The following is a 25,768-nucleotide window of genomic DNA, read 5'->3' on the forward strand; positions in this document are numbered from 1 at the left end:
ACGCTTTCATGAATGCACGGTGAAGTTGTCGTGACGGTCAGCATTTCCAAATGCCCATGGCGGTGCTAGGGTGGCCAAAAGCCTGCACAGCGAGAGCACTATGAGCGATGTCACCACGCTACTGACCAGACTGGTCGCCTTCGATACCACCTCCAGCGCGTCCAACCTGGCCCTGATCGAATTTGTCGAAGCGTACCTGACCAAGGCTGGCGTCGCTTCCGAGCGGGTGATGAGCCCTTGTGGCACCAAAGCCAACCTGATTGCGCGCATCGGCCCTGATGCGCCCGGCGGGGTGATGCTTTCCGGGCATACGGATGTGGTGCCCGTCGTAGGGCAGCCGTGGAGCAGCGACCCGTTCACCCTGCGTGATGGGGGCGATGGTCGGTTGTATGGGCGAGGTACCTGCGACATGAAAGGCTTCATCGCCTGCGCGCTGGCCATGGTGCCCGAGTGGGTCAAGGCGCCTTTGCAGCAGCCGGTCTACCTGGGCTTTTCCTATGACGAAGAGATCGGCTGTGTCGGGGCGCCGAGCCTGATCAAGCGCTTTTATGAGCACTACTCCACCACGGCACGGGTCATCGTCGGCGAGCCGACCAGCATGCAGCCAGTGGTTGCCCAGAAAGGCGCTACCAACCTGCGCACTACCGTAGTGGGGCGCGAGGCCCACAGCAGCCAGGTGAACCAGGGCACCTCGGCGATTCATGTGGCGGCCAGGCTGGTCACTTTCATCGAGGACACCATGGCCACGCTGGTCGAAGAAGGACGCGTGGACGAGGCGTTCAACGTGCCGCATACCAGCCTGCACGTGGGCAAAATCAAGGGGGGCACGGCCATCAACATCATGGCGCGGGAGTGCCAGTTCGAGTGGGAGATACGCCACCTGCCCACGGAAACCTTCGAAGAGGTGTATGCCCGCTTCAGCGACTACTGCGCCACGCTGAGTGAGGCCCTGGCGGCCCAGGGGAAAACCGTCGACATCACCACAGAGCCCTTGAACGTGACGGTGCCCGGGTTGGCAAACCGTGACAACCAGCAGGTGCTGCAACTGGCAGAAGCGCACCTTCCGGCAGGCTGTTGCCAGCATGCCGTGGCCTACGCCACCGAGGCTGGCCAGTTTCAGGGGCAGGGGCTGCAGACGATCATTCTGGGGCCGGGCAGCATTGCCCAGGCGCACCAGCCGGATGAGTATATCGAGATCTCACAGCTCGAGGCATGCCAGCAGTTCATGCAGCGCTTGGGTGGCTCCCTGCAATCGGCCTATCAAGCCGATGAACATGCCTGAATTCGAGCACTCACGCCCATAAAAAAACATCCGCCCGGTGACGCGGCGGATGTTTTCATGATGCTTTAGAACGATCAGTGCTGAGGGTAATGCTCTTCATAAAGCTCGGCTTTCGCATGGCGCATGACATCTTCGCAGGCCTGCTGGCGAGCCAGTTGGGTCAACAGCTTCTGGGTGACTTCGAAGCCTTTGCCCAGGCAGTGGTCGACTTCGTCTCGGCTAACCGTGGGCGACACGTCATAGTCGATTTTCACCGTACGCCCTTTGCCTTCCAGGCGGTCTGCCACGGCTCTAAGCCGCCACGCGATTCGCTCTTTCCAGTTTGCTGATTCTTCCGCGCCTTCGTTTACGCTAAACGTGCACTGCCATTCCGGTCTGTAAACCTTCATAGGAGAACCTCCACTGCGTTTGGAAAGAATGATCGATCGTGTTGTCGTACTCCGTCTGTCTGAAGATCTTGCTCTGCTACTATACCTGACTCGGGCCCTATTACCGAAACAAAACGTCTACAGCCCTTATTCATTGCACAAGCCAGAGTCACCGTTATGACCCACCCCATGCCGGAAAGTTGCCCCTGTGGCAGCACGTTGCCACTGGTAGCCTGCTGCCAGCCGTTTCATCAGGGCCAGGCCGTTCCAGAAACCCCGGAAGCCCTGATGCGTTCACGATACACCGCCTTTGCGTTGAATGAGCGTGACTATTTGCTGGCCACCTGGCACGCCACCACGCGCCCAGCCACACTGCCACCCGACCCCACGACGCAGTGGCAGTCGCTGGTCATCGTATCGGCACCGCAGCCTTCCCGCGGTGAGGGGCACGTGCACTTCAAGGCAACGTTCAGGGAATCAGGCCGTTGGCATGTGCTCGAGGAAGCCTCGCGGTTCGTATGGGAAGAGCAGCGGTGGTGGTACGTCGACGGAAAGCCCACCGTGATACGCCTGAAGCCAGGCCGTAACGATGCCTGCCCTTGTGGAAGCGGACGCAAATTCAAGGTATGTTGCCAGCTATAAGACTAAGTAGCATGAGGCACCCCGATGAACGCGAAGCAAACCGAACGGCGACGGCAGCGTGGTTTATGGTCTTTATCGAGTGGCTGGGGGGCCATCGTGCTATTGGGGTGGCTAAGCCTTTTCGTGGGCGCTTCTGCCCATGGCCAGACGCAAGCGGAGCCTTACCCTGCCACGGACATGACGCTGGTGCTGCCCTACGGGGAAGGCGGCGCAACGGATGTCTTGTTCAGAGCCATTGCCGAGCGTGCCCAGGTCGCGCTACAGGCCCCCATCGTCGTCGTGAACATGCCCGGCAGCGGGGCCACGCTGGGGGCGCAGTTCGTCAAGGAATCCCCGCCCGATGGCTACACCGTACTGGGCAGCCATCAAACCATCGACCTTGCCTACCTGTCGGGGCTTTCCAACTTTTCGCATAAGGCATTCGCCCCCATTGCCCTGCTGACCCGCACCGTGAACATTCCGGCCACCTATGCAGGTCACTCGGTCAGCAGTGCTTCCCAGATTGCCGAAAAGGTGCGCGAACAGCCGGGCAAGCTGCTGTTCGGGGTGATTCCCAACTCAACGGACCACTTTTTTTGGCTACACTTCTTCGCGCAGGCCGGTATCGATGCCAGCGATGTACAGTTCGTCCGATATCCTGATACCGGTGCCCAGGTCGTGGCCTTGTTAGGCAGAGAGCTTGATTTTGCCATGCTCAACCTGCCGTCGGCAGGTGCCCTGTTTGCGTCGGGTGCCCTGGTGCCTCTGGGCGCTGCCAGCGAGCAGCGTCTTGCGGCGCTACCGTCCGTGCCGACGCTTCTGGAGCAGGGCATCATGCTGGTCAATACCACGGACCGCGGTTTGTTTGCTCCCTTGAACACGCCTCCTGAGCGTCTTGACGTCATTGCGACCGCCTTCCGTCAGGCGCTGGAAGCGCCTGGCCTGGCACGTCGCTTGATGGACACCCACGGCTCTCTGGTGGACTTTCGCCCGCTGGAGGCCTATGGGCAGTATCTGGATGAGCAGTATCAACAGTTGGAAAGCCTGACCCAGCGGTTAGCGTTCGAGCGCTAGCCAGACCATCGACCGGAGCCACCACGTCTAATGCCCTTGAATACTCGTGATTTAGCCGCCGAGACGCTACTGCTGCTGGTCTCGGCGATGCTCCTGTGCATGGGAGCGACCAGCCTGTTGGTGGGGCTGGTGCTGCCACAAGTGGTATTCGGCCCGATGCTGGTGCCGGATGCCGCGCTGGCGACGCTGCTGATCGGCGTCAGCCTGCTGGCCACGCTGTGCCGATGGCGCGTGCTGAGGCTGGCAAGTGCCGGAGGCTTGACGGCGCTGCTGCTGTACACCTTGCTGCACAACCTGATGGTGCAGGGTGTCAGCGAATCGTGGGTCACTGGGCAACCGCGCATGACCAGTTTGGCGGCGGTGGTGTTGCTGATGATCAATGTCTGCCTATGGCGTGGTGTGGAAGGGGCGGCAAAAAAGCGCTGGTGGCGCGCGGCAGGAATAGGTTTGCTGCTGTTTGGCGGCGTGGTGGTGCTCCAGCTATGGCGTCCTCAGGCAAACCAGGCGACGCTATTTACCTCCTCGCCTCTGGCGGTACTGGTATTCATCGTGCTGTTGGGGGCTGCGCTGTTGGTGGCCGGCTGGCGGCAGCGTCATGAGCGGCTCAGCCCGGGCCGCTTGACCGTGGTGGTCGGGTTGGCAGGGGTGTTGGCCAGTAGTCTGGCGTGGTTGCTGCTGAGCATGCATCAGCGCTCCTCGGCCGAGTTGCAGGCCAGTTACCTGCTGGATAATGTGCAGCTCAACGCCGAACAGGCCATGTCGGAACGGCTACAGCTGATGCAGCGCATGGCTGAGCGCCTGGACGGGGTGACAGGCGTGCAGCGTGAGCGGTTGCTGGCACAAGATGCCCAGAACTATTTTCGCGATACGCTCAGCCTGCATGCCATGGCACTGAGGGAGGAGACGGGGGCGCTGCGGTGGTCGCAAGGGCGCAGGCAACGCAGTGATGGCTGGCTGCTGGAGCAGCTGGCCATGCCTGCGGTACAGGCCTGGATGAACATTCCGTTCGAACGCCCCCGGTTACTGATCCCGGACAGCCGTCAGCCCAGCCAGATATTGATGGCCGTCCCCATTCCTGGCCAGCCCGAGCAGCTGCTGGCCTCGTTGCATCTGGGCGAGCTGCTGGGCAACGAGCTGCGGCTGGCGCTGGGGCCTTTTCATGTGGACGTCAGCCGGGCGGACCAACGGCTGATTCGGCTGCACCCTTCCGGGTTCACGGTCGATGATGGCGAAGCCTCCACGCTGATGCTGGCATCTCGGCATATGGGGTTGCCGGGGGGGATCAACCTCATGCTGAGCGCCTATCCCGGCCAACACTACAACTGGGCACTGTTGGGCGTGATGCCGCTGAGCGTCACGCTGGGTGGGCTGGTGATGAGCTGGCTGCTGGCGTTCAGCGTGGGGCTGATGAGGGCAAGCGTCACCCGGGCCAAAGAGCTGGCCGAAGCGCGCCACTCCCTGGCCGACAGCGAGCAGCGCTATCGTTCGCTGTTTGCGCACCACCCCGACGCCATTTTTGCCGTGGATCCCGAAGGGCGTTTCATCGAAGCGAACGCAACCTGCGGGCGTGTGACCGGCATTCCTCGGGAAGAGGTCTTGCAGCGTCACTTTGCCAACTTTATCGACCCTGACGACGTCACGCATGTAGCGCAACAGTTTCAGCAGGTGCTGGGCGGCGAAATCGCGCGCTTCGAAGTCTCGCTGCGCCACCGTGATGGCCAGCAGCGCTTGCTGGATGTGATCGGTATTCCGATCACGGTCAATGGCCGAGTCGACGGGGTGTACGGCATTGCACAGGACGTCACCGCAAGCCGCGCCCAGCAGACTCGTTTGCGCATTCTGGAGCGCAGCGTGGAAGCCAGCGTGAACGGCGTGCTGATTGCCGATGCCCGCGCACCGGATTTGCCGATCATCTACGCCAACCGTGCGTTTAGCGTGATGACCGGCTACTCGCTGGAAGACGTCATTGGTCGGAACTGTCGTTTTCTGCAAGGGCCGGAGAGCGACCCGGACATGGTGGAGGCGCTGCGCTGCGGTCTCCAGAATCAGCGAGAGACCCACGTCACGCTGTGCAATTATCGCAAGGATGGTACGCCGTTCTGGAACGACCTCTACGTCGCACCGGTACGGGGCCAAGATGGCGGGGTGACCCATTTCGTCGGCGTTCAGCACGATATTTCCAAGCACAAGGCCTACGAAGCTCGCCTGGCCTATCATGCCACCCATGACGACCTGACTCGCTTGCCCAACCGCATGCATTTCGAAGAAGCGCTGCAGGCACAGTTCGCCAAGGCCCAACAGGAGGAGCATGCCATCAGCGTGCTGTTCGTGGATCTGGACGATTTCAAGCCGATCAACGACAGCCTGGGGCATGCCGTGGGTGATCAGGTATTGATCGAAGTAGGCCAGCGGCTGAAGGCGGCACTGCGCCAGGAAGATACGGTGGCCCGCTTGGGCGGTGACGAGTTCGTGCTGCTGATTTCGTCGGTCAGTGACGAAAAGCAGGTGATCGACATCGTCGAGCGCCTGTTGCCCGCCTTGGCTCGCCCTTACTGCATCGATGGCCACGAGCTGTACCTGACGGCCAGTGTCGGTATCGCCATCAGTGGGCCGACCACACCCCAGCCACAAAGCTTGATTCAGCAGGCAGACATGGCGATGTACAAGGCCAAGCAGCAAGGGCGCAATGCGTATGCCTGGTTCAGTAACGACATCAACGAGCTGGCCAGCGAGCGCGTCATCCTGCGCAACGATTTGCAGGAAGCCATCGACCATCAAAACTTCGAGCTGCACTATCAGCCACTGTTCGACGGTGCGGGCAACATCGTCAGCGTAGAAGCCCTGGTACGCTGGCGGCACCCCGTGAAAGGCTATATTTCTCCGGCGCGTTTCATTCCGCTTGCCGAAGCAACGGGGCAGATCGTGCCCATCAGCGAGTGGGTCCTGCAGCGTGCCTGTACCGACATGCTGAGCCTGCAGCAAAAGGGGTTGGGAAGCCTGAAGGTGGCGGTCAATCTCTCGCCTTTGCAGTTTCATCGCGCAAGCTTTCTGGCGACGCTGCGCCAGACACTCTCGTCGACCGGTCTTCCTGCCGAGCAGCTGACGCTGGAACTGACCGAAGGCATCCTGATGAACAACACCGAGGCGGCGATTGGCATTCTGCATGCGCTGCGCAGCATGCAGGTGAGCGTCGCCATTGATGACTTCGGCACCGGCTACTCGAGCTTGAGCTATCTGAAACACCTGCCCATCAGCACCATCAAGATCGATCGCAGCTTCATCAACGAGCTGATTCACAGCGATGACGATGCCGCCATCGTGCAGGGCATCATTTCCATGGCCCACCATTTGGGGCTTGGCGTGGTGGCCGAAGGGGTCGAGAATGGCGCCCAGCACCAACGTTTGATGACTTACCGCTGTGACATGTTCCAGGGCTTCGGGCTGGCCAAACCCATGCCGCTGGCGGAGCTCGAAAACATCATGGCGGCATTCACGGCTTCGACCACCTCTGGCTGACGAGAAAACATGGCGTTGACCACCACGACCTGGTACCTGTATCTGCTGGAGTGTCGCCGAGGCACCTATGTGGGCATCACCAATGATTTGACGAAGCGCTACCAGGCCCACCGAACCGGCAAGGGCGCGCGCTATACCCGTGCGCACCCGCCCACGGCGCTCTTGGGGGCGCAGCCGTTTCCTGATCGCGCCACGGCCAGCCAGGCCGAGTACCGCTTGAAACAGCGCACCCCGGATCAAAAGCGCCACTGGGCCCGCCAATGGCCGGTTGAAGGGTGGCACCCGGAAAGCGAGTAAACACACCATGGCAACAGGAGCCTTCATGCGTACGTTTTTTTCCGAGGATAGTCGTCTGCGTCAGGCGCGCAGTGAACTGCACGATGGCACGCTGGTCAGCCCCTTCGAGTGCCCGGAGCGCATGGATCTCGTGCTGGCGGCGCTGGCGCAGGCCAATATCGAGGTGCAGGCGCCGCAGGCCTATGGGCTCGACCCCGTGCTGGCGGTGCACGATGCAGACTACGTGGCGTTCCTGGAAGGCTGCTGGCAGGCATGGCAGGCCGCCGGTCATGAAGGCGAGGCCATTCCCAATATCTGGCCAGCGCGGACCCTGCGCGGCGACCGCATACCGCGTTCGGTGAGCGGCCAGCTGGGCTACTATGCGCTGGCCGCCGAAACCTCGATCAGCGAGGGGACGTTTGCGGCGGCCATGGCCAGCAAGGACACTGCGCTGGCTGCCGTGGAGCATACGCTGGCTACCGGCGAGCCCAGCTTTGGGCTGTGCCGCCCGCCTGGTCATCATGCAGCCTTCGATCAGTTCGGTGGCTACTGCTTCTTCAACAATGCCGCCATTGCTGCCCAGCGGGCCCTGGCCAGCGGCATGCATCGCGTGGCCGTGCTGGACGTGGACTTTCATCACGGCAACGGTACCCAGCAGATTTTCTTCCAGCGTGACGATGTGCTGTTCGCTTCCCTGCATGGCGACCCCGACGTGACCTTTCCCTACTTTTCCGGCTATGCCGACGAAACGGGGGAGGGCAAGGGCGAGGGCTACACGCTGAACTACCCGCTGCCGCCCGGTACGTCGGTGGCGCGGTGGATGGCGGCGTTGGACGATGCCTTGACCCGGATTGCCCAGGCCGAGTGTGAGCTGGTGGTGGTGTCGCTGGGCGTGGACATCTTCGAAGGCGACCCGATCAGCGCTTTTACCTTCCAGCACGCCGACTTTACGACCCTTGGCCAGCGGCTGGCCCAGTGTGGTTTGCCCTGCGTCTTTTTACTGGAAGGGGGCTATGCAGTGGGAGATATCGGTGTCAATGTGGTGAATGTCTTGCAGGGCTTTGGTGCGGGTGCGAGATGACAACGCCACCAAATTCGGGCAGTCTTACGCCTTTATTAGCCTATCGATGATGGCGGGAGCGTGTCGTGGCAGTCTACGGCGGAATACAGGCACATGAAGTGGAGCGTTGGCTGAATGCCCTCACCAACGCGGCCTATGACCGACGCTGCCCGCTCTCCCAAGTGCATGGCGGCAATGCCCGTGCACGCATTGCGCGTCAGGACCTCATTTATTTGGCCACCTCGTTTCGCAGCGGTGAACGCACTCGCGACGCTGTCGCCGATGGCTTGAGCCGCTGGTGCCAGCACTACCTCAGCGAAGCGGAGTGGTACGTGCTGGTGGGCGGCCGCAAGCCGCCCGCCTCGAACGTTACCAGCACTGCACCTCTCGCGGGTCAGCCCCGTGATGCCCAGACCGATAGCGAGCCTGCCGCCCCTTCCATTGATGATGCCTCCTTGGAAGATCCCTTCGTGGACGACGCGCTAGACGCGCTTTATCAACACCGGGTGGGTTAACCCACGCCAGCCAGCGCTGTTACAATGGATGCATGAACAGTGCTCATGCCGTTTCGGCCACCGCCTCCCTCGATGACCCTTTTTACTACCTGGCGAACTTCCGCTTCGTGGTCGATTGGGTGCAGTCGCGTCATGGCGATTTGCTGAGTGCCGAGGAGCATCACGCCCTCCAGCAATGGTCACAGCTGCCGCGGGCTGCTCAAGCGCTGCTGGTGCGCATGGTGATGCGCAAAGGCGAGCTGTTCCGCATCGATAAGCTCAGCTATCCCGAGATTGGCGACACCCGGCAGGCACTGGCCCCGCTACTGGCCCAGGGGTGGGTCGACGAGACACCGCCGTTGAGCGTCGAGGCGCTATTTCGACTGCTGCGCCTCAGCGAGCTGCGCGACGCTCTGCAACCGACGATCCTTGAGCTGGGCATTGCCCCCAGGGCGACCAAACGCGAACTTCAGGCGGCACTGACACTACGGCTTACCGAGGCACGCCCGCTGCAGCAGTGGTGGCCAGAGGCCACCACGAACATCGTGCGCCTCGACATCATGGCGCTATGCGACCGCCTGCGGCTGATGTTCTTTGGCAACCTGCGCCAGGACTGGGCCGAATTCGTGCTCACCGAGCTTGGCTTGCAGCGTTTCGAACAGCTTCCGCTCTCTTCGGATTCGCGTGCATTTCAGCGCCGCGAAGAGGTCGATACCTATCTCACGCTGCACCGCCTGCGCGAGCGCCTGGAGAGCGGCGAGGCGCCGGGAGTGCTCGCCACGGACGTGCCCGCTGCCTTCGGCAACCGCTGGCTGGACGCCCGCCGCTCGCGGCTGCTGCTGACCCTGGGGCACACGGCAGAGCGCAGCGGTGAGGCGGCCCTGGCCCTGGCGCTGTATGCCGAGTCCAGCAACAGCGAAGCGCGCATTCGTCGACTGCGAGTGCTGGAGCGCCTGGGCCGCTATCAGGAGGCTTACGCGCTTGCCCAGGCGTCGCTCGATCAGGCAGGCGAGAGCGAAGCCCAGGCGCTGGGACGCCTGCTGCCGCGCCTGACGCGCAAGTTGAATTTGCCCGCCCCATCGGCTGCGAAAGCCGTCGATGCCCCCACTTACGTGCTGGAGCTGCCCGGGCCGCAGCCGGTGGAGCGCGCCGTTGCCGAGCACTTATCCACCGCCAGTGCGCCGGTCTTCTATGTGGAAAACTGCCTGATCACGGGGCTCTTCGGCCTGCTGCTCTGGCCAGTCATTTTCAAGCCGCTGCCGGGAGCGTTCTTTCACCCGTTTCACAGCGGGCCTGCGGACCTCTATCGCGAAGACTTCGTGGGCCAGCGCCAGGCAGAGATCGACGCCTGCCTGGCGCAGCTGGAGGATGGCCGCTACCGCGCGACGATTCTGGCCACCTGGCAGGACAAGCAGGGCCTTGCTTCCCCCTTCGTGCATTGGGGAGTGCTGAGCGAACCGCTGGTCACCATGGCGCTTGACTGCCTGCCCGCCGCGCACCTGCGCGGCTGTTTTACCCGCCTGCTGGGGGATCTCAAGCACAATTGCGCAGGCCTGCCGGACCTCATTCAGCTGATGCCGGAAGCAGCAGATGGCGAGCCGCGCTATCGGATGATCGAGGTCAAAGGACCGGGGGACCGCCTGCAGGATAACCAGCGTCGCTGGATCGACTTCTTCTGCCGCCAGGGAATGCCCGTCGAGGTTTGCCACGTGCGCTGGCAGCCCCATCCATGAGCCGCTATCGCGTGGCGGTGCGTACCCTGTGTGACTTCACCGCCCGCCAGGGCGACCTGGACCACCGCTTTACGCCCGCACCCAGTGCTCAGGAGGGCATCGAGGGGCACGCTCTGGTGGCCAAGCGGCGGGAAAAGATCCCCGGTTATCTCGCCGAACTGCCGCTCTCCGGTGAGTATCAAGGGCTGCGCGTATCTGGCCGCGCCGATGGTTTCGATGTGGCGGGCAACTGTGTCGAAGAGGTCAAGACCCATCGCGGTAGCCTGGCGCGCATGGCGGATAACCAAAGAGCGCTGCACTGGGCGCAGGTGAAAGTGTACGGCGCGCTGCTCTGTGCCGAGCGGGGCCTTGCACATATCACGCTGGCGCTGGTGTACCTGGAGATTGCCAGCGGTCAGGAAACCCGGCTGACCTGCGAGGCACGCGCCGATGAGCTGGAAACGTTTTTTGCCCACCAGTGTCAGCGCTTCCTGGCCTGGGCCGAGCAGGAGGCGGCCCACCGCGAGCGCCGTGATGCATGGCTCGCCACGCTGAGATTTCCCCATGCGGATTTCCGCCCCGGCCAGCGGGCACTGGCCGAGGATGTCTTCAAGGCGGCCAGCACCGGCCGCTGCCTGCTGGCCCAGGCGCCCACCGGTATCGGCAAGACCCTGGGCACGCTGTTTCCCATGCTCTCCGCGATGCCCCGCCAGCGGCTCGACCGCATCGCCTTTCTGACCATGAAAACCCCCGGCCGCCGCCTGGCGCTGGATGCCCTCACCAGCCTGCAGGCTCCCGCGCAGCCGCTACGGGTGCTGGAGCTGGTGGCGCGTGACAAGGCCTGCGAGCACCCTGGTACGGCGTGCCAGGGCGATGCCTGTCCGCTGGCAAAAGGCTTTTACGATCGCCTGCCCGCGGCCCGCCAGGCGGCGGTGGAACATGGCTGGCTAGACCGCGAGGCCCTGCGCGAGGTGGCGCTGGCGCATCAGGTGTGCCCTTACTACCTGGGCCAGGAACTGGCCCGCTGGGCCGATGTGGCCGTGGGGGATGTCAATCACTGGTTCGATAGCCACGCGCTTTTGCACGGGCTGGCCCAGGCCAACGACTGGCGGGTGGGCCTGCTGGTGGATGAAGCCCATAACCTGGTCGAGCGTGCCCGTGGCATGTACAGCGCTGCGCTCTCCCAGCAGCGTCTGAGCTACCTGCGGCGCCACTTCCCACCGGCGCTGGCCAAGCCCTTGGCGCGCGTTGGCAGGCAGTGGCAGGCCCTCAACAAGGCGGTGGCAGACCCGGCGCCGGAGCGTCGTTATCACCTGCTGGATGCGCTACCCAGCAAATTGGTGGGTGCACTGCATACCTTGGCCGGGGCGATCACGGATTATCTGGTGGAGCATCCCGACGGGGCGAGCCAGACGCTTCAGGAGCTGCTGTTCGAGGCGCTGGCGTTCTGTCGTCTGGCAGAGCAGTTTGGCGATCATTCGCTGTGCGACCTGGACGTCGCGGGGAAGGGCAGTGCCGTCCTCGGCCTGCGTAACGTGATCCCGGCGGATTTTCTTGGCCCGCGCTTCAAGCGTGCCCACTGCACGGTGCTGTTCTCCGCCACGCTGTCGCCCTTTCACTACTATCGCGACCTGCTGGGGCTGCCGGAGCACAGCGTCTGGCGCGAGGTGGCGTCTCCCTTCGTGGCGCAGCAGCTGGAAGTGCAGCTGCGCACGGATATCTCCACCCGTTACCATCACCGCGGGGCCTCGGTGGCGCCCATCGTGGCTACCCTGGCGGCGCAGTACCAGCGTCACCCGGGGCATTACCTGGCGTTCTTCAGCAGCTTTGCCTACCTGGAACAGGTGCTGGCTGCGTTTGCCCAGGCCCACCCGGACATTCCCGTGTTTGCCCAGACGCGCAGCATGCAGGAGGCCGAGCGCGACGCTTTTCTGGCGCGTTTTACGCCTGGCGGCTGCGGCATCGGTTTTGCAGTGCTGGGGGGCGCTTTCGCGGAGGGGATCGACCTGCCCGGCGAGCGGTTGATCGGTGCCTTTGTGGCCACGCTGGGCTTGCCGCCCTTCAACGACTTCAACGAAGCGCTGAAGGCTCGGCTACAGGCGCGCTTTGGGCGCGGAGACGACTATACCTACCGTGTGCCGGGCATGGTCAAGGTCGTACAGGCGGCGGGCCGGGTGATCCGTGGCCCTGAGGACCGTGGGGTTGTGGTATTAATGGATGACCGCTTTTCCCAGGCGCGTATACGGGCGCTGCTGCCTCGTTGGTGGCAGCTGGATACCCCTTGACGCTGAGTTACATCCCCTAACCCATAACCACAAGGACCGCATTGCACCATGGCCGATCTACTCTGGTACCAGTACGTGCTCATTGGGCTGATCTTTGCCTGGAGTGGCTTCGTGCGCACCAGTTTGGGCTTTGGCGGCGCCGTGCTGGCGCTGCCGTTCTTGCTGCTGGTCAGCAACGAGCCGCTGGTCTTTCTGCCCATCATTGCCATTCATCTGCTGATCTTCTCCAGCTGGATTGCCTGGAACGGGCACCGGCAGGTGCGGCAGGCGGGCCATGGGGCCGCGGTGCAAAGCAATATCGACTGGGGGTATCTGGTCAAGGCGCTGAAGATCATGATCATCCCCAAGCTGGTCGGGGTGGTGGGCCTGCTGACCCTGCCCAACCATGTCATGACCAGCGTCATCTTCGGCATCGTAATCATCTACGCCATTGGCTATGTCTTGAACAAACCGTTCCAAAGCAAGCACCGCTATGTGGATTACCTGCTGCTGGGGCTGGGCGGCTATGTCAGCGGCACCTCGCTGATTGGCGCGCCGCTGATCGTGGCGGTGTTTGCCGCCCATGTGGCCAAGGAGCAGCTGCGCGATACCATGTTCGTGCTGTGGTTCATCCTCGTGGTCATCAAGATGGTGTCGTTCGTGGTGGCGGGGGTCGACCTGCAGCTGGTACATCAGCTATGGCTGTTGCCGTGCGCTTTCATTGGCCACCTGCTGGGCGAAAAGGCGCACCGTTACCTGCTCCATGCCGATACCGGGCTGTTCTTTCGGGTGCTGGGGGCGGTGCTGATTCTGGTCAGCGTGGTGGGCTTGCTGAGCATGCCAGGCTGAATAACCTTTCAAGAGGAGCGGTGGTCGCATGAGATTCATCGACGCGCTGGCCAGCCTGCAACGTGCAGGTCGGCTGCACAGGTCCCTTCGGCGAGCGACCCAAGGCTTCGTTTGGCTCGTGCTGCCGCTGGCGCTGCCTGCCATGGCCAGCTGCCCTGCGGAGTCCTCCACGGACCTGGCGCACATCAAAGGCATTGGCGAGCAGGCCGCCCTCGCCGAAGGCCAGCGCGTGACCATCGATGGCGTCGTGACCGGGGAGTTTCTGGGACGCGAGCGCCTCAGCGGGTTCTACCTGCAGCAAACCACCGAGCAGGGCCCAGTAGGCATATTCGTGTATGCGCCGGAGCTGGCCGAGCACAAGGCCGCGCAGGTAGTGGCGGGCCAGCATCTTCAGCTACAGGCGCGTACAGGAAGCTTTCGCGGCACCCCTCAGCTGCAGCGCGTCACTCAGCTGGTGACCTGTGACAGCGCAGGCGAGCTGCCCGAACCCATTGCGTTATCCTGGCCCCAGGACGCGGCCTCGCTGGACGCCATGGAGGCGCTATTGGTCACTTTCCCTGAGCCGCTGACGGTCACCGATAACCATGATCTGGGCCGTTACGGCTCGCTGGCGCTGGCCAGCGAGCGGCGCTTTCGCCCGACCCATAGTGCCGCTCAGGCAGCTCCTTCGCCTGCGCCACTGCTGCTGGACGATGGCAGCTACCGCACGAACCCCGACCCCGTGCCCTATCTGAACGAGCAGGGGACGCGCCGCGTAGGCAGCACCCTTGACGGGCTGACCGGGGTGCTCACCCACGCCTTTGGCGGCTACCGTCTGCACCCCACGCAAGCGGTCACGTTCACCGACAGCAACCCCCGCCCCGGCCCGCTGGAAGCACCGGGTGATGCCCTGCGGGTGGCTACCTTCAACGTCGAGAACTACTTCATCACCCCGGGGGAGCGTGGTGCCGCCAATGCGCCCGCGCTGGAGCGCCAGCGCGGCAAGCTGGCAGCGGCCATCGCGGGGCTGGAGGCGGATATTCTGGCGCTGATCGAAATAGAGAACCGCCCCGACGCGTTGATCGATCTGGGCGAGCAGTTGCACCAGCGCACGGGGATTCGCTACCAGCCGGTGGGCGAGCCCGAGCGTCATGGCACGGACGCCATTCGGGTGGCGTTGCTCTATCGGCCGGACCGCGTGGAGGCCCTGGGAGCCCTGCATATCGACCGTGACGATGCCCACGACCGACCGCCGCTGGCCGGCTTCTTCCGCAGTGTGCGAGGAGGGCCAGAGGTAGGGGTGGTGACCGCGCACTTCAAGGCCAAATCCGGCTGCCCTGCGCAGGGGGATATCGACCGTGGCCAAGGCTGCTGGAACGAGCGGCGTGTTGCCCAGGCGCAGGCCACCCAGCGTTTTCTGGACACCTTGCGCGAGGAAGCGGGCCATGAGCGTTTGCTGCTACTGGGGGACCTCAATGCCTACGGTGCCGAAGACCCGATCCGCACTTTGGTACATGCAGGCATGACCGACCTGATCGCGCGTCATCTCCCCGCCGAGCGCCGTTACACCTACGTGTTTCGCGGTGAGTCCGGGTATCTTGACCACGCCCTGGCCAGCGCTGAACTGGCCGAGGCCGTGCAGCAGGTGCATACCTGGCCCATCAACGCCGATGAGCCGCGCTTTTTGAGCTACGACCAACAGCCGGACGACACCCCGCCCAGCCCGTTTCGCTCGTCAGACCATGACCCCATCGCGGTGGACCTGGTATGGCCATGAAACGTGGCGGGCGCTGATGAGGGGCGCAAAAACAAAAACGGCCACTTGCTCTAAGAGCTAAGTGGCCGTTTTCGTTGAATTCTTGGTCGGAATAGCAGGATTCGAACCTACGACCTCTGCCTCCCGAAGGGGATTTAGGGAGTTGATTGGGTAATAAGCTATCTCTTTGGATTGCGAGGTTAGTTCATTTATTTCAAAGAGTTACTCCTGTTTTGCCTTGTCATCTTTTTGCTGAGCCATATGGGTAATTTCCAACCTCTGGAACCTATTTGGAACCTAGAAAAAGGTGACCTTAATGGCTAAAACAACCGCTAGCCTGACGACCCGTACATTGGATCGCTTGACCAAAACGTTGCCTGATGGCCTCGAGGTGTGGGACACAGCCTTAGGTGGTTACCACATCCGCTCAGGTAAGCGTGGTCTTGCCTGTCGACTGTCTTACTACAACACGCTCGGTCAACGTCGTGTGCTGACGCTTGGCCGCTATGGTGAGATTACCGCGGAAGAAGCCCGCCAGTTGGCAAAGGAGGCATTGGCTGACATTGCTCAGGGTAAAGATCCCCGTGCCGTTGCTGAGCAGGCTAAATTCGATCACCAACTTCAAGCACAGCAAACGATTCGTTCTTATTTGGATGGCCCCTACAAAGCTTATCAAAGCCGAAAGAAGGGTGGCCAAGCTACCTTGAGCAGGCTTCATAAAGCCTTTGCGGACTGGCTTGATAGGCCTATGGCTAGTATTACACGTGCGGATGTTGAGCGTTGGCAGGCAGCACAAGAGGCCATGAAACCTTCTAGGCCCAATAGCAAAGCAGCTAACAAGCCACGCGCCTTCTCTACTATGAAGCGTGACTTCGGGGCGTTACACACCTTGCTCGCTCATGCCGCTGAGCGAAAAGTCATCTCTACCAATCCACTCAAGGGTATCAAGCTCCAGAAACCGGCTATGACAGAAGAGGAGCTAGCATCGGTGGGTAATGAGCGGCGGTACCTTGAGCCAGAAGAAGTACAGGCACTTTTTCTAGGCTTGGAGCTGTATCAAGAGGAAAGGCGGAAGCAGCGACGTAATAGTCGAGCGCACGGTAAGGCCTTTCTTCCAGACCTGGATCAGCTGGCATACGTCGATCACGTGAAGCCGTGGATTCTATTCATGTACTACACAGGCTTTCGTCCAGGGGACATAGCTGGGCTCTGCTGGGAGCACGTCAATTTACCCTTCAAAACTGTCCGAAAGACCATCGAGAAGACAGCACACCACCACCCTGAACCACAAACTTTCCCACTATCGAGCTCAGTCGTTGAGGTGTTGACGACTTGGCACAATCAGCAAGGAAAGCCTAAAACAGGACTGGTATTTCCTAACCCCTTAACAGGAAAGCGTTTTGATAGAACCGCGATGCAAAAGCCATGGGCGAAGGTCAGAGCGTTCGCCAAGTTACCTGACGACTTAGTGCTCTATACCCTACGCCATAATTTTGCATCGCAGTTGGTCATGGCTGGAGCCGACCTGCTAGCGGTCTCTAAGTTGATGGCTCACAGTGATATCCAGACGACGATTCAGCACTATGCCCACCTGAGGCCCGACCATACCCGCGACATTGTGGAAGCATTTGCTGCCTCTCTGGCCAACTCACAGGAACACCTGACGCATAGGCTACCCCGTTGCGTATTCCGCCCTATCGTGACCGCCCATTCCGTTTGAACGTGACCGTCTGTTCTGGATGATGGTGACCGCGCATTCCGTTTTATCGTGACCGATTTTGGGCAATTTTCCGGAATCGCCGGTCACGTTGCCGGAATCATCGGTCACGTTCCCCCGGAATCACATCCAACACGCTGGAATTCTTTAACTTTATTCGGCATACCCTTCTTTTTCATCACGAGGAAGTGCGGATGCCGGCTGCGAGGATTTCCATGCGACAGATCATCGAGGTCTTGCGCCTCAAGCACGAAGTAGGCCTGAGCCACGACCGCATTGCCCGCGCCTGTGGTCTCTCCAAAGGCGTGGTCGGCAAGTACGTCAGCCAGGCCCAGGCGAAGGGCATCACTTGGCCGTTGCCCGAGGATGCTGATGAGGCCTGGCTGGAAGTACGGCTGTTCCCCGTCAAGGCACCGCCCTCACGCTTTGCCGAGCCGGATTACTTCCAGGTCCACCAGGAACTCAAGACCAAGGGCGTTACCTTGCAATTGCTCTGGGCCGAGTACACGGAACGCCACGGCGACAAGGCCTACCGCTACAGCCAATTCTGCCACCACTACCGGCTCTGGCGGGGGCGGCAACGGCGCAGCATGCGCCAGGTCCACCGGGCCGGCGAGAAGGTCTTTATCGATTACTGCGGACCGACCGTGTCGGTGGTGGACCGGAGCACCGGAGAGATGCGTCAGGCCCAGGTCTTTGTCGCCGTGCTTGGCGCCTCCAGCTACACCTTCGCCGAGGCCACCGGGAGCCAGAGCCTGCCGGACTGGATCGCCTCCCACCAACGGATGCTGACGTTCTTCGGCGGGGTGCCGGCACTGCTGGTTCCGGACAACCTCAAGGCAGCGGTCACCAAGGCGGACCGTTACACCCCGAAGATCAACGAGACCTACGCTGAACTGGCTGCTCACTATCAGACGGCGGTGCTGCCCGCGCGTCCCTACAAGCCCAAGGACAAGGCAAAGGCTGAAGCCGCCGTGCTGTTGGTCGAGCGCTGGATCCTGGCCCGGTTACGGCACCAGACGTTCTTCTCTCTGGCCGAGTTGAACGCCGCCATCGCCGCGTTGTTACCAGCGCTGAACCAGCGCCCGTTCCAAGGACGGACAGAGAGTCGTCAAAGCCTGTTCGATGCCCTCGACCGACCGGCACTACGACCACTCCCCGCCACGCCCTACACCTACGCCGAGTGGCGTAAGGCACGGCCGGGTATCGACTATCACATCGAGATCGAGAAGCGGCTATACAGCGTGCCCCACGCCCTGGTGGGGGTGAAGCTGGACGTTCGGGTGACCGACACCTCCGTGGAGGTCATGCACAAAGGGCAGCGAGTGGCGCTACATCCTCGTCATGGTAAGGGCCGCTTCGCCACCCTGACTGAACACATGCCTAAATCGCACCAGGCCCATCAGAACTGGTCACCGGGACGGTTCCTGAACTGGGCCAATGACATCGGCCCCGGCACGCTGGGCGTGGTGCAGAAGCAGCTCAAGGATCGGCCTCATCCGGAACATGGTTACCGCGCCTGCCTGGGACTTCTGAACCTTAGTCGGCGCTACAGTCGTGATCGCCTGGAGCAGGCCTGTGCCCGGGCGCTGGCCATCCACTCCGCCAGTTACCAGAGCATCACCTCGATCCTGAAGCAGGGGCTGGATCAGTTACCGCTGCCGTTGGTCGAGGAGCCACCGGAACTGACCGAGCTGCCGGTTCACACCAACGTTCGCGGCCCCCACTACTACCACTGATCCCGGAGAAACGTATGCTAACGCACAACACCCTCGATACCTTGCGCCACCTCAAGCTGACGGGCATGGGCGATGCCCTGGAACAACAACGCGCCCAACCCGAAACCCACGACCTGGCGTTCGAGGAACGCCTGGCCCTGTTAGTGGATCGGGAGGTGCTGCACCGGGAAAACCGTCGGCTGGACCGGCTGCTCAAGGCCGCCCGCCTGCGCGTGCCGGCGTGCATCGAAGACATCGATTACCGTCATCCCCGGGGACTGGAACGCTCGCGTATGGCGGGCCTGGCGAGCAGCGACTGGATCCGCCAGTCCCTGAACCTGTGCATCACCGGGCCTACCGGTTGCGGCAAGACCTGGCTGGCCTGTGCCCTGGGCAATCAGGCCTGCCGGCAAGGCCTCTCGGTGCGCTACCTGCGAGTGCCGCGCCTGTTCGAGCAGGTGCGCATCGCGCACGGTGATGGTAGCTACGGTCGGCTGATGAACCAGTTGCTGAAGACCAACCTGCTGATCCTGGATGACTGGGGCATGCAGAAGATCACGGCGCAGCAGCGGCAGGACCTGATGGAAGTAATCGAAGACCGACACGGGCGGGGCTCCACCCTCATCGCCAGCCAGTTACCCACGGAGCACTGGCATGACTACATCGGCTCCGCCACGCTGGCAGACGCCATCATGGATCGGCTCCTGCACGGCGCTCACCGACTCAATCTGAAAGGGGAATCACTGAGAAAAACCAACGCACAAAAAACGGAATCGGTTGACCCATCGTGACCGCTCAGCGTACAAAACTCTCTCCAGCGTGAAGGCCGTGTGCAAATCGGTCACGATCACCGGAATGACCGGTCACGTTCGCCGGAATACGCACCCGTGAGCGGCCAAGTGCTACTAACCAGACAACGCTTGCTCGATAACATCGCGGGTTTTCGATGGATCATAAACAGTGCTGAATGCCCAGTGGCCAAAGCCTCCTTGAGTGTTGACGGCGGTTATCCAGTTATTCATGGCAGCTCGCTTCGCAGCGTTTTGCGAGCTGTCCTGACCTTTGACCTCAAGCACCAGAGTCTTGCCGTTGCTGAAGCGTATCAAATAGTCAGGCACGAAATTTCGAGATGATCCACGCCATAGGTAGCGAAGCTTGAAGTCGAGGTGATCATTTTTAGCCCAGGCAGTAATATCTGGATGTTTTTCACAGATATCCGCCACCATTTTTTCCCACGTACTGTCGTATACCACATGGCTAATTTGGGAGCGCTGCGTGGGCGAACAAGGCTTTGTGGTTAGCCAAGGGCGCATATAGGCAGTTGAACCAATAGGCTGATGTTCGTCGTAAATCAGCTCTTGTTTTTCAACATTTTGCTCAGTGACATAGTGGCCAACATGGCCGACGACTGTATCCATGTTGAGGGCAAAGAGCAGGCGTCGCCTGATAGGATCCTGGTGCCATAGGCTAGGAATATCGATTTTGTCACTGTTCAAAAATTGCTCAACAATCCGAATAAGCTGCACGGCGAGGTACTGCTTGTCGCCACCAAATGATTCTGCATTCTGCTGGTAGAGCTTCTTCGCAGCCCTAAAAATCAAATTCTGTAGTCGGAAGTCTTGAACCGCTTTTTCCAAGGCAATCTCTGTCACCATCTCCAGGTTCGGAGACCCTGTTAAGGAGGGAGCGATATCTGCGTTCAGCGGTGTTTGCCCCGGGTCAAGCTTAAGAGAGGGCACTTCCTCCCAGTTGATGACTAACTCGGGTTTCAGAACGTTATCGATACGTTCCACATTGGGCCAACGCAGTTCTAGATGATTGCGTCCTGTTTCGACCTCTACACGAACACTGGGCTTGGGTGGAGGGGGTGGTTCACCGCCACCGCTATCATCCTGGAAGATAGAGAGCGGAACACCAAAGACGTTGACGTACTCAGGAACAAATCTTTTCTCAGCCGTCATATCATGAGACACACGACGCAGGCCGCGCCCAATGACTTGCTCGCATAACAACTGACTTGTGAAGGCCCGCAGGCCCATAATATGAGTCACGTTGGCGGCATCCCAACCTTCTGAGAGCATCGCCACAGAAATGACATTCTGGAGCTGTTGGCCTGGTTTGCCTCGCTTGCCCACCGTATCCACAAGTGCACGCAGTTGTTCCTCCTGCTTCATCGCCAACAGGTCTGCTTGTTTATCCTCGGGCAAGCCCGATGCCTTGATCACCGCTTTCAGGCGTTCTGCGTACTGTTTATCTTTTGTGATGCTTTCGCCTTTCTCCGCCTTTTCCAGCACCTTGGAATCTACCCGAAGCGTGGCCTCAGGTGCTTGGGTTCCTGAGATCAAGCAATCACCGCTATTGAAGAAGCGTTCGATGCGAGCTGCTGTCTCGGTACGGTTACATACGGTCAGCATGACGGGGGGAATAGTATGCCCAGCGGTTTGCCATTGCTGCTTGGTCTCTTGCCAATCATAAGAAAGCAGTGCATAAGCTTTTTGAACCAAATCAGGCAAGGGGGCAGTGGCTTCGGCCTTGCGATTAAGGTCTTCTTTCACCTCCCCTTCACGGTAGAGATGATAGAGCTTACTGGCATAGGTCTTGGCGTTAGGCAGTGCATCATCACGAACGACGACACGAGGTGTTTTCACCAGCCCCGCCTCAATAGCATCGTTTAGGCCAAAGTCCGAGATGATCCACTCGAAGAGACCTGATTCCGTATTGCTCTTCCCAGTAGGAGCAAAAGGTGTCGCAGAGAGGTCAAAACAGCGGCGGATACGTCGTGTTTTATGAATTCGATCCAGTCCCTCTATCCAGCGAGTGGCCTCATCCAAGTCTATACCCATTTCCTCCGCTTGCTTCTTGCTGATTTTAGCTTCGGCTGGCTTTCGGTAAGCGTGGTGGGCCTCGTCGTTGATGACGATTAGATCCCGCTCATTCGCTAGCTTACCAAGTACTCTGCGGGTAAAGGCTTCGTCACTCTCTTTGCCTTTACGCACCACAGAACGGTCCTGCTCTTTTAATGGCATCAAGGCATGCCAGTTTTCGATAACCAGTTGTACCTGGTTCAGCTGCTGCCGCATGGCTTCGTTTGGGCAAAGGTTGAACTCATCGTACACGTTTTGCAGGTGCCCTGGTTGTAACACCTGCAAGCGGCTCTTCACTGTGAGCCCAGGGGCAACAATAAACACAGCCTTGGAGTAGCGCCGGTCTTTAGGGTACTGAATGGCGTTAAGCGTCTGCCAAGTAATGATCAACGACATGACAGATGTCTTACCCGACCCCGTGGCCATCTTGGAGTTATAGTCAAATCTGGTGGATGGCGGTCAGGCGACAGTCCTGTCTGACTGATCGGTTACCTGCTCTCCATCCTGAAACCGGACGTTGTTCACGACCAGTTCCAGCTTGCTGAACCCCTTGATGCGCTTCCAGCGCTTCTCGGCGCTCTGGAGCAGCTTGAAGACCATCGCCAGGGTCGTCGCTCGGGAGCCGCAGTTCCGGCTCCGCTTGGTCCTCAGGCGGACCGTGGCGAAGGTCGACTCGATCGGGTTGGTGGTGCGGATATGCACCCAGTGCTCTGCCGGGTAGTCGTAGAACGCCAGCAACTCCTCCCGATCCTTGGCCAGGCACTCCATGGCTCTGGGGTACTTGGCCTCGAAGCGTTTCACGGTGCGATCGAAGGCCTTGTGTGCCTCATCGCGGGTCTCGGCCATCCAGATCTCGTGAAGGTCGGCCTTGACCTTGAGCTGCACCGATTTTGGCAGCTTATTCAGTATGTTGGCAGTCTTATGTACCCAGCAGCGCTGATGGTCGGTCTCTGGGTAAACCTTGCTCAAGGCCGCCCAGAAGCCCATGGCGCCGTCGCCGACCGCGAGCTTGGGGGCGGTGGTCAGCCCGCGCCCACGCAGCCCCGTGAGCAGCTCTTTCCAGCTGGCTTCTGACTCACGCTGGCCATCTTCGACGACGACCAGTTCCTTGCGACCCTGCTCGGTGACGCCGATGATCACCAACAGGCACAGGCGGTCATCCATGCGCACGTTGCTGTAGATTCCGTCGGCCCACCAGTAGACGTAGCGCTGGTCGACCAGGTCTCGCTGCCGCCACTCGGCATGCTCGTCTTCCCACTGCTTCTTGAGCCGCGACACCGTGTTGGCTGACAGCCCCTTGGCCTGGTCGCCCAGCAGCGCCGCCAGGGCTTCCTGGTAGTCGCCGGTGGAGATTCCCTTCAGGTAGAGCCAGGGGATCAGCTCCTCGATGCTGCGGGCCCGCTTCAGGTAGGGGGGCAGCAGGCTGCTATTAAAGCGAGCGCCTCCACCGCTGCGGTCTCGCACCTTGGGCACCTGCACGCTGACATCCCCGATGCCAGTCTGGACCGTACGCTCGGGCAGGTACCCGTTGCGGACCACGGCCTGGCGGCCATCGTCGAGCCGATGATCGGCATACTGCGCCAAGAAGGTAGCCAGTTCGGCCTCGACAGCCTTGGCAATCAAGTCACGGGCGCCTTGGCGCAGCAGCTCGTGCAGCGGGTCAGCGACCTGGGGTTCTGGTTGTGAAAGAGCCCGGAGGGTAGAATCGGTCATGGCGTATCCACTCTGTTGGTTGAGATCTTGGTCGTGATCAATCAACAGGATACGCCACCCTTCCTATCTCCTCCCATACACCAGACTTGAGCTTAACTCGGCCATCTTGTTACAGATGCGTTCCCAAGGCCCGCCATCACCATGCAGGTAAATACCTTGGCGATACTGTTCTTGAGCCTCTAACCACCAAATCAGTGTTTCGATAGCTTCAAGTTGGCAAAAATAGAAGGGGTACTGGCGTGGGCCACCTTCCCATCGGCAGCCATCCTCATCCCATTCACCACGCTCATGCCAATGCTCTAACAGTTGTCGAGTTACCGAGGTGACCCCCGGGTAGCCCGCTTCTCGCCACTCATCAACACGTTCTCGAATGCGGTTTACCTGTTCCAGGGGTTCTGAACGCGTTGTATTGCTGCGAGTATCAAAAATATCGTAAGCGGCAGGACGACGACCTTGTTGTAAATTCAGCTTCTTACCATCTCGCTCCCAGTAAGCCGTTGGGACATCATAAGGCGAGTTGATGATCAGCGATGAATGGCTCATTCGGTGGTTCCTTCTACCGCGGTATATTTTTGCTGGCTATGGTTAGGCGTGTCGGGATACTGCAGCGCTAACTGTCGATTGAGAACCATAGGCTTCAGATAGCTGTGGCGTAAACTTTCACTGTTACGCTGCATCAGCGTAGCAAGTTCGTATACGCTGAGGTAGCGGCCTTGGCAAAGGGTTAGCAATATGTGTTTCACCGTCTCTGTTGGCGGTTTTCTACCCCGGGCGGGGCTTGCAACCTGCCAAAGGTAGTCAGCGACATCCCTACCGAACTGGCTCTCCAGCTCAGCAAACGGCTGATCATCGTTACCAGAGGCTAGGGAGCTATCCCCGGATAATAGGGAGCTAGATTCAGATACTAGGGAGCTGGCTTCGGATTCTAGGGAGCTAGGTTCGGATGCTAGGGAGCTGCTGGAATCGTCGTTCGCAGCAGTAACGGCGCCAATGCCTGCGGAGTGTGTGTGGTTGGGTTCTGCCAAGGTGTAGTACATGCCACGGCTGCGGCCGTGAGGCTCTAAAAAACCCTTATCAACGAGCCCAGCCAACATCCCTGTAATGTCGACACGATGCAGGGTCAGCATTGCTTGTAGGCGCTGGTTGGTGACCTGGTTTTCTGTAGAAGCGATGACGATGGCTTGAGCTTCATCACGAGAAAGAGCCTTGAACTCAGGGCCAAACAACTGGTGAAGCCGATCGAGCACATCTTCAGGCATCATGCTGATGAGCGGGAGTGATAGCTTGACGCGATCCGGGCGAAACGTCTCGCTCAAGCTAGGTGGCTGCCAAAGATTGGCGTGCCAGCTACGGCGAATTTTATCCAATCCTGAACCAGCTTTATCGCCTACGCCTAGCCATTGGAACATCTTCTGTAGCGACTTGTTTCGGCACTCGCTCACACCTCCGGCGACCAACTGTTCTTGCGAGAGCAGCAACGTACCAGGGTTCGAAAACTCAAACGCATCCTTGAAGCGCTCAATGATGATGCCACCCTGGCCAGAGTGATCAGCATGAATCAACGCATTCACCAAGGCTTCTTTCAGAGCTTCATGGGCATCACTAGACCCACGTCGTTCTTGATTGAAAGGCACTTTCAGTGCCGGATCATGGGTCAGCTTTTGTGAGACGCGCTGATAAAACTGAAAAAGATTAGCTTCCCAGGTGCCATCGATATGCAACCGGTCACTCCAGCGAATGTTGTCGTCGTCTGCTAACCGCTCACGAAAGTCGAGCTGAAAGCCGGGGAGTACCTCGTTGTCTTGAATGGCTTCCGTTTTGCCGAACATCAACAGCCCAGCTACCGTTAAGCCAGTACTACCTGTACGACGATCCTTACGCCAACCACCTAGCTTAGTGAGCAGGCCGATATCATCTTCTGTGAGCCAAGGGTGATCAGGTGCGCGTGAGGCCACACGGTTACGAAACTGTTTAAGCGAGGCAGCATCCAAGTCGTCTAAATCGAAGTGAGCCAGAATACGACTATCCGCAGGCTCATGGTCGAGACGATCCGCAAACATTCGCTGCACTTCCGCATCGTTGCAGCGGAAATCACCTTCGTGGTTACGCCGAAAGGTTCCTTTGATGGGATCTACCCCAATATAAACGGGGCGTTCGCTTCTGGATGCACGTGGGACTTCAATCACCAGAATGGCATCACCGCCGTACGTTTCGACATTGACGTGATGCTCCTGAAGAATATTGGCACTGACTTTCTGGGCATTGTTAATCGTCACCCAGAAGTCGCCCCGTAACTTCTCTACGTCCGTTTCGCTCAGCCGAGCGGTAACAGGGCCATCATCACCTTCCTTGACGCCGAGGTAGATTGTGCCGCCTGCGGTGTTAGCAAAAGCGCTATAGGTTTCCCATAGGCTCTTGGGCAGGCCGCCTTTGGCTGCTTTGTACTCGGTATCGACCCCTTCATGGCGAGACAATACCTCGAATAAGCTAAGTTGCTGGGTCATG

19 protein-coding genes are annotated in these 25,768 nt (G+C 60.2%); 14 read left to right on the top strand and 5 right to left on the bottom strand.

Annotated features, from left to right (window positions below):
- The first annotated feature begins 100 nt into the window (after window positions 1-100).
- Window positions 101-1,282: an acetylornithine deacetylase gene (argE, locus tag RVM26_RS17280; RefSeq protein WP_498939854.1), complete on the top strand. Its 1,182-nt coding sequence runs from the start codon at window positions 101-103 to the stop codon at window positions 1,280-1,282.
- A gap of 74 nt (window positions 1,283-1,356) precedes the next feature.
- On the opposite strand, the gene RVM26_RS17285 is transcribed toward argE, so the two are convergent.
- Window positions 1,357-1,671, bottom strand: coding sequence for a hypothetical protein (locus RVM26_RS17285; protein ID WP_039183225.1), 315 nt, complete (start codon window positions 1,669-1,671; stop codon window positions 1,357-1,359).
- A 156-nt stretch (window positions 1,672-1,827) separates the two neighbouring features.
- Between RVM26_RS17285 and RVM26_RS17290 the strand changes: the two genes are divergently transcribed.
- From RVM26_RS17290 to istB, 13 genes are all read left to right on the top strand, one after another.
- A complete protein-coding gene (locus RVM26_RS17290; protein ID WP_498939856.1) occupies window positions 1,828-2,292 on the top strand; it encodes a YchJ family protein in 465 nt (154 codons plus the stop codon).
- A 24-nt stretch (window positions 2,293-2,316) separates the two neighbouring features.
- On the top strand, window positions 2,317-3,345 hold the full coding sequence (locus RVM26_RS17295; protein WP_287805236.1) for a Bug family tripartite tricarboxylate transporter substrate binding protein: 1,029 nt from the start codon (window positions 2,317-2,319) through the stop codon (window positions 3,343-3,345).
- Between the two features lie 30 nt (window positions 3,346-3,375).
- Entirely contained in the window at window positions 3,376-6,861 is a 3,486-nt protein-coding gene (locus RVM26_RS17300; protein ID WP_498939858.1) for a putative bifunctional diguanylate cyclase/phosphodiesterase, read from the top strand.
- 9 nt (window positions 6,862-6,870) lie between these two features.
- Complete coding sequence (locus RVM26_RS17305) at window positions 6,871-7,158, top strand: GIY-YIG nuclease family protein (RefSeq protein WP_039183214.1); 288 nt, start codon at window positions 6,871-6,873, stop codon at window positions 7,156-7,158.
- Window positions 7,159-7,183: 25 nt separating this feature from the next.
- Window positions 7,184-8,218: a histone deacetylase family protein gene (locus RVM26_RS17310; protein WP_498939861.1), complete on the top strand. Its 1,035-nt coding sequence runs from the start codon at window positions 7,184-7,186 to the stop codon at window positions 8,216-8,218.
- A 65-nt stretch (window positions 8,219-8,283) separates the two neighbouring features.
- Window positions 8,284-8,712, top strand: a complete 429-nt coding sequence (locus tag RVM26_RS17315) for a hypothetical protein (RefSeq protein ID WP_498939863.1) — start codon at window positions 8,284-8,286, stop codon at window positions 8,710-8,712.
- A 32-nt stretch (window positions 8,713-8,744) separates the two neighbouring features.
- Window positions 8,745-10,424 carry a VRR-NUC domain-containing protein gene (locus tag RVM26_RS17320; RefSeq protein WP_287805228.1) on the top strand — a complete coding sequence of 560 codons (1,680 nt, stop codon included), beginning with the start codon at window positions 8,745-8,747 and terminating at the stop codon, window positions 10,422-10,424.
- The gene (locus RVM26_RS17325) at window positions 10,421-12,688 is read left to right on the top strand and encodes an ATP-dependent DNA helicase (RefSeq protein ID WP_498939865.1); all 2,268 of its coding nucleotides are present in this window, start codon (window positions 10,421-10,423) and stop codon (window positions 12,686-12,688) included. Before RVM26_RS17320 ends, RVM26_RS17325 begins: the two co-directional genes overlap by 4 nt.
- Window positions 12,689-12,736: 48 nt before the next feature.
- Window positions 12,737-13,516: a TSUP family transporter gene (locus RVM26_RS17330; protein ID WP_498939867.1), complete on the top strand. Its 780-nt coding sequence runs from the start codon at window positions 12,737-12,739 to the stop codon at window positions 13,514-13,516.
- 28 nt (window positions 13,517-13,544) lie between these two features.
- Window positions 13,545-15,272, top strand: a complete 1,728-nt coding sequence (locus RVM26_RS17335; RefSeq protein ID WP_498939869.1) for an ExeM/NucH family extracellular endonuclease — start codon at window positions 13,545-13,547, stop codon at window positions 15,270-15,272.
- 295 nt (window positions 15,273-15,567) lie between these two features.
- A complete protein-coding gene (locus RVM26_RS17340; protein WP_498939871.1) occupies window positions 15,568-16,971 on the top strand; it encodes a site-specific integrase in 1,404 nt (467 codons plus the stop codon).
- A 191-nt stretch (window positions 16,972-17,162) separates the two neighbouring features.
- Window positions 17,163-18,707, top strand: a complete 1,545-nt coding sequence (istA, locus tag RVM26_RS17345) for an IS21 family transposase (protein WP_498939609.1) — start codon at window positions 17,163-17,165, stop codon at window positions 18,705-18,707.
- 14 nt (window positions 18,708-18,721) lie between these two features.
- Window positions 18,722-19,477: an IS21-like element helper ATPase IstB gene (istB, locus tag RVM26_RS17350; protein ID WP_427390083.1), complete on the top strand. Its 756-nt coding sequence runs from the start codon at window positions 18,722-18,724 to the stop codon at window positions 19,475-19,477.
- 114 nt (window positions 19,478-19,591) lie between these two features.
- Here istB and RVM26_RS17355 read toward each other — a convergent pair whose 3' ends face one another.
- The 4 genes from RVM26_RS17355 to RVM26_RS17370 form a co-directional block, all read right to left on the bottom strand.
- Entirely contained in the window at window positions 19,592-21,976 is a 2,385-nt protein-coding gene (locus RVM26_RS17355; RefSeq protein WP_498939873.1) for a DEAD/DEAH box helicase, read from the bottom strand.
- 33 nt (window positions 21,977-22,009) lie between these two features.
- Window positions 22,010-23,263: an IS256 family transposase gene (locus RVM26_RS17360; RefSeq protein ID WP_498939527.1), complete on the bottom strand. Its 1,254-nt coding sequence runs from the start codon at window positions 23,261-23,263 to the stop codon at window positions 22,010-22,012.
- Window positions 23,264-23,326: 63 nt separating this feature from the next.
- A complete protein-coding gene (locus RVM26_RS17365) occupies window positions 23,327-23,806 on the bottom strand; it encodes a hypothetical protein (RefSeq protein WP_498939875.1) in 480 nt (159 codons plus the stop codon).
- Window positions 23,803-25,767 (bottom strand): RNA/DNA-binding domain-containing protein, encoded by a 1,965-nt coding sequence (locus tag RVM26_RS17370; RefSeq protein WP_498939877.1) that lies wholly within the window; start codon window positions 25,765-25,767, stop codon window positions 23,803-23,805. The genes RVM26_RS17365 and RVM26_RS17370 overlap by 4 nt, the downstream gene beginning before the upstream one ends.
- Between the last annotated feature and the right edge of the window lies 1 nt (window position 25,768).

The sequence above is a fragment of the Halomonas sp. KM072 genome, assembly GCF_050710315.1.
Taxonomy (GTDB): domain Bacteria; phylum Pseudomonadota; class Gammaproteobacteria; order Pseudomonadales; family Halomonadaceae; genus Vreelandella; species Vreelandella hamiltonii.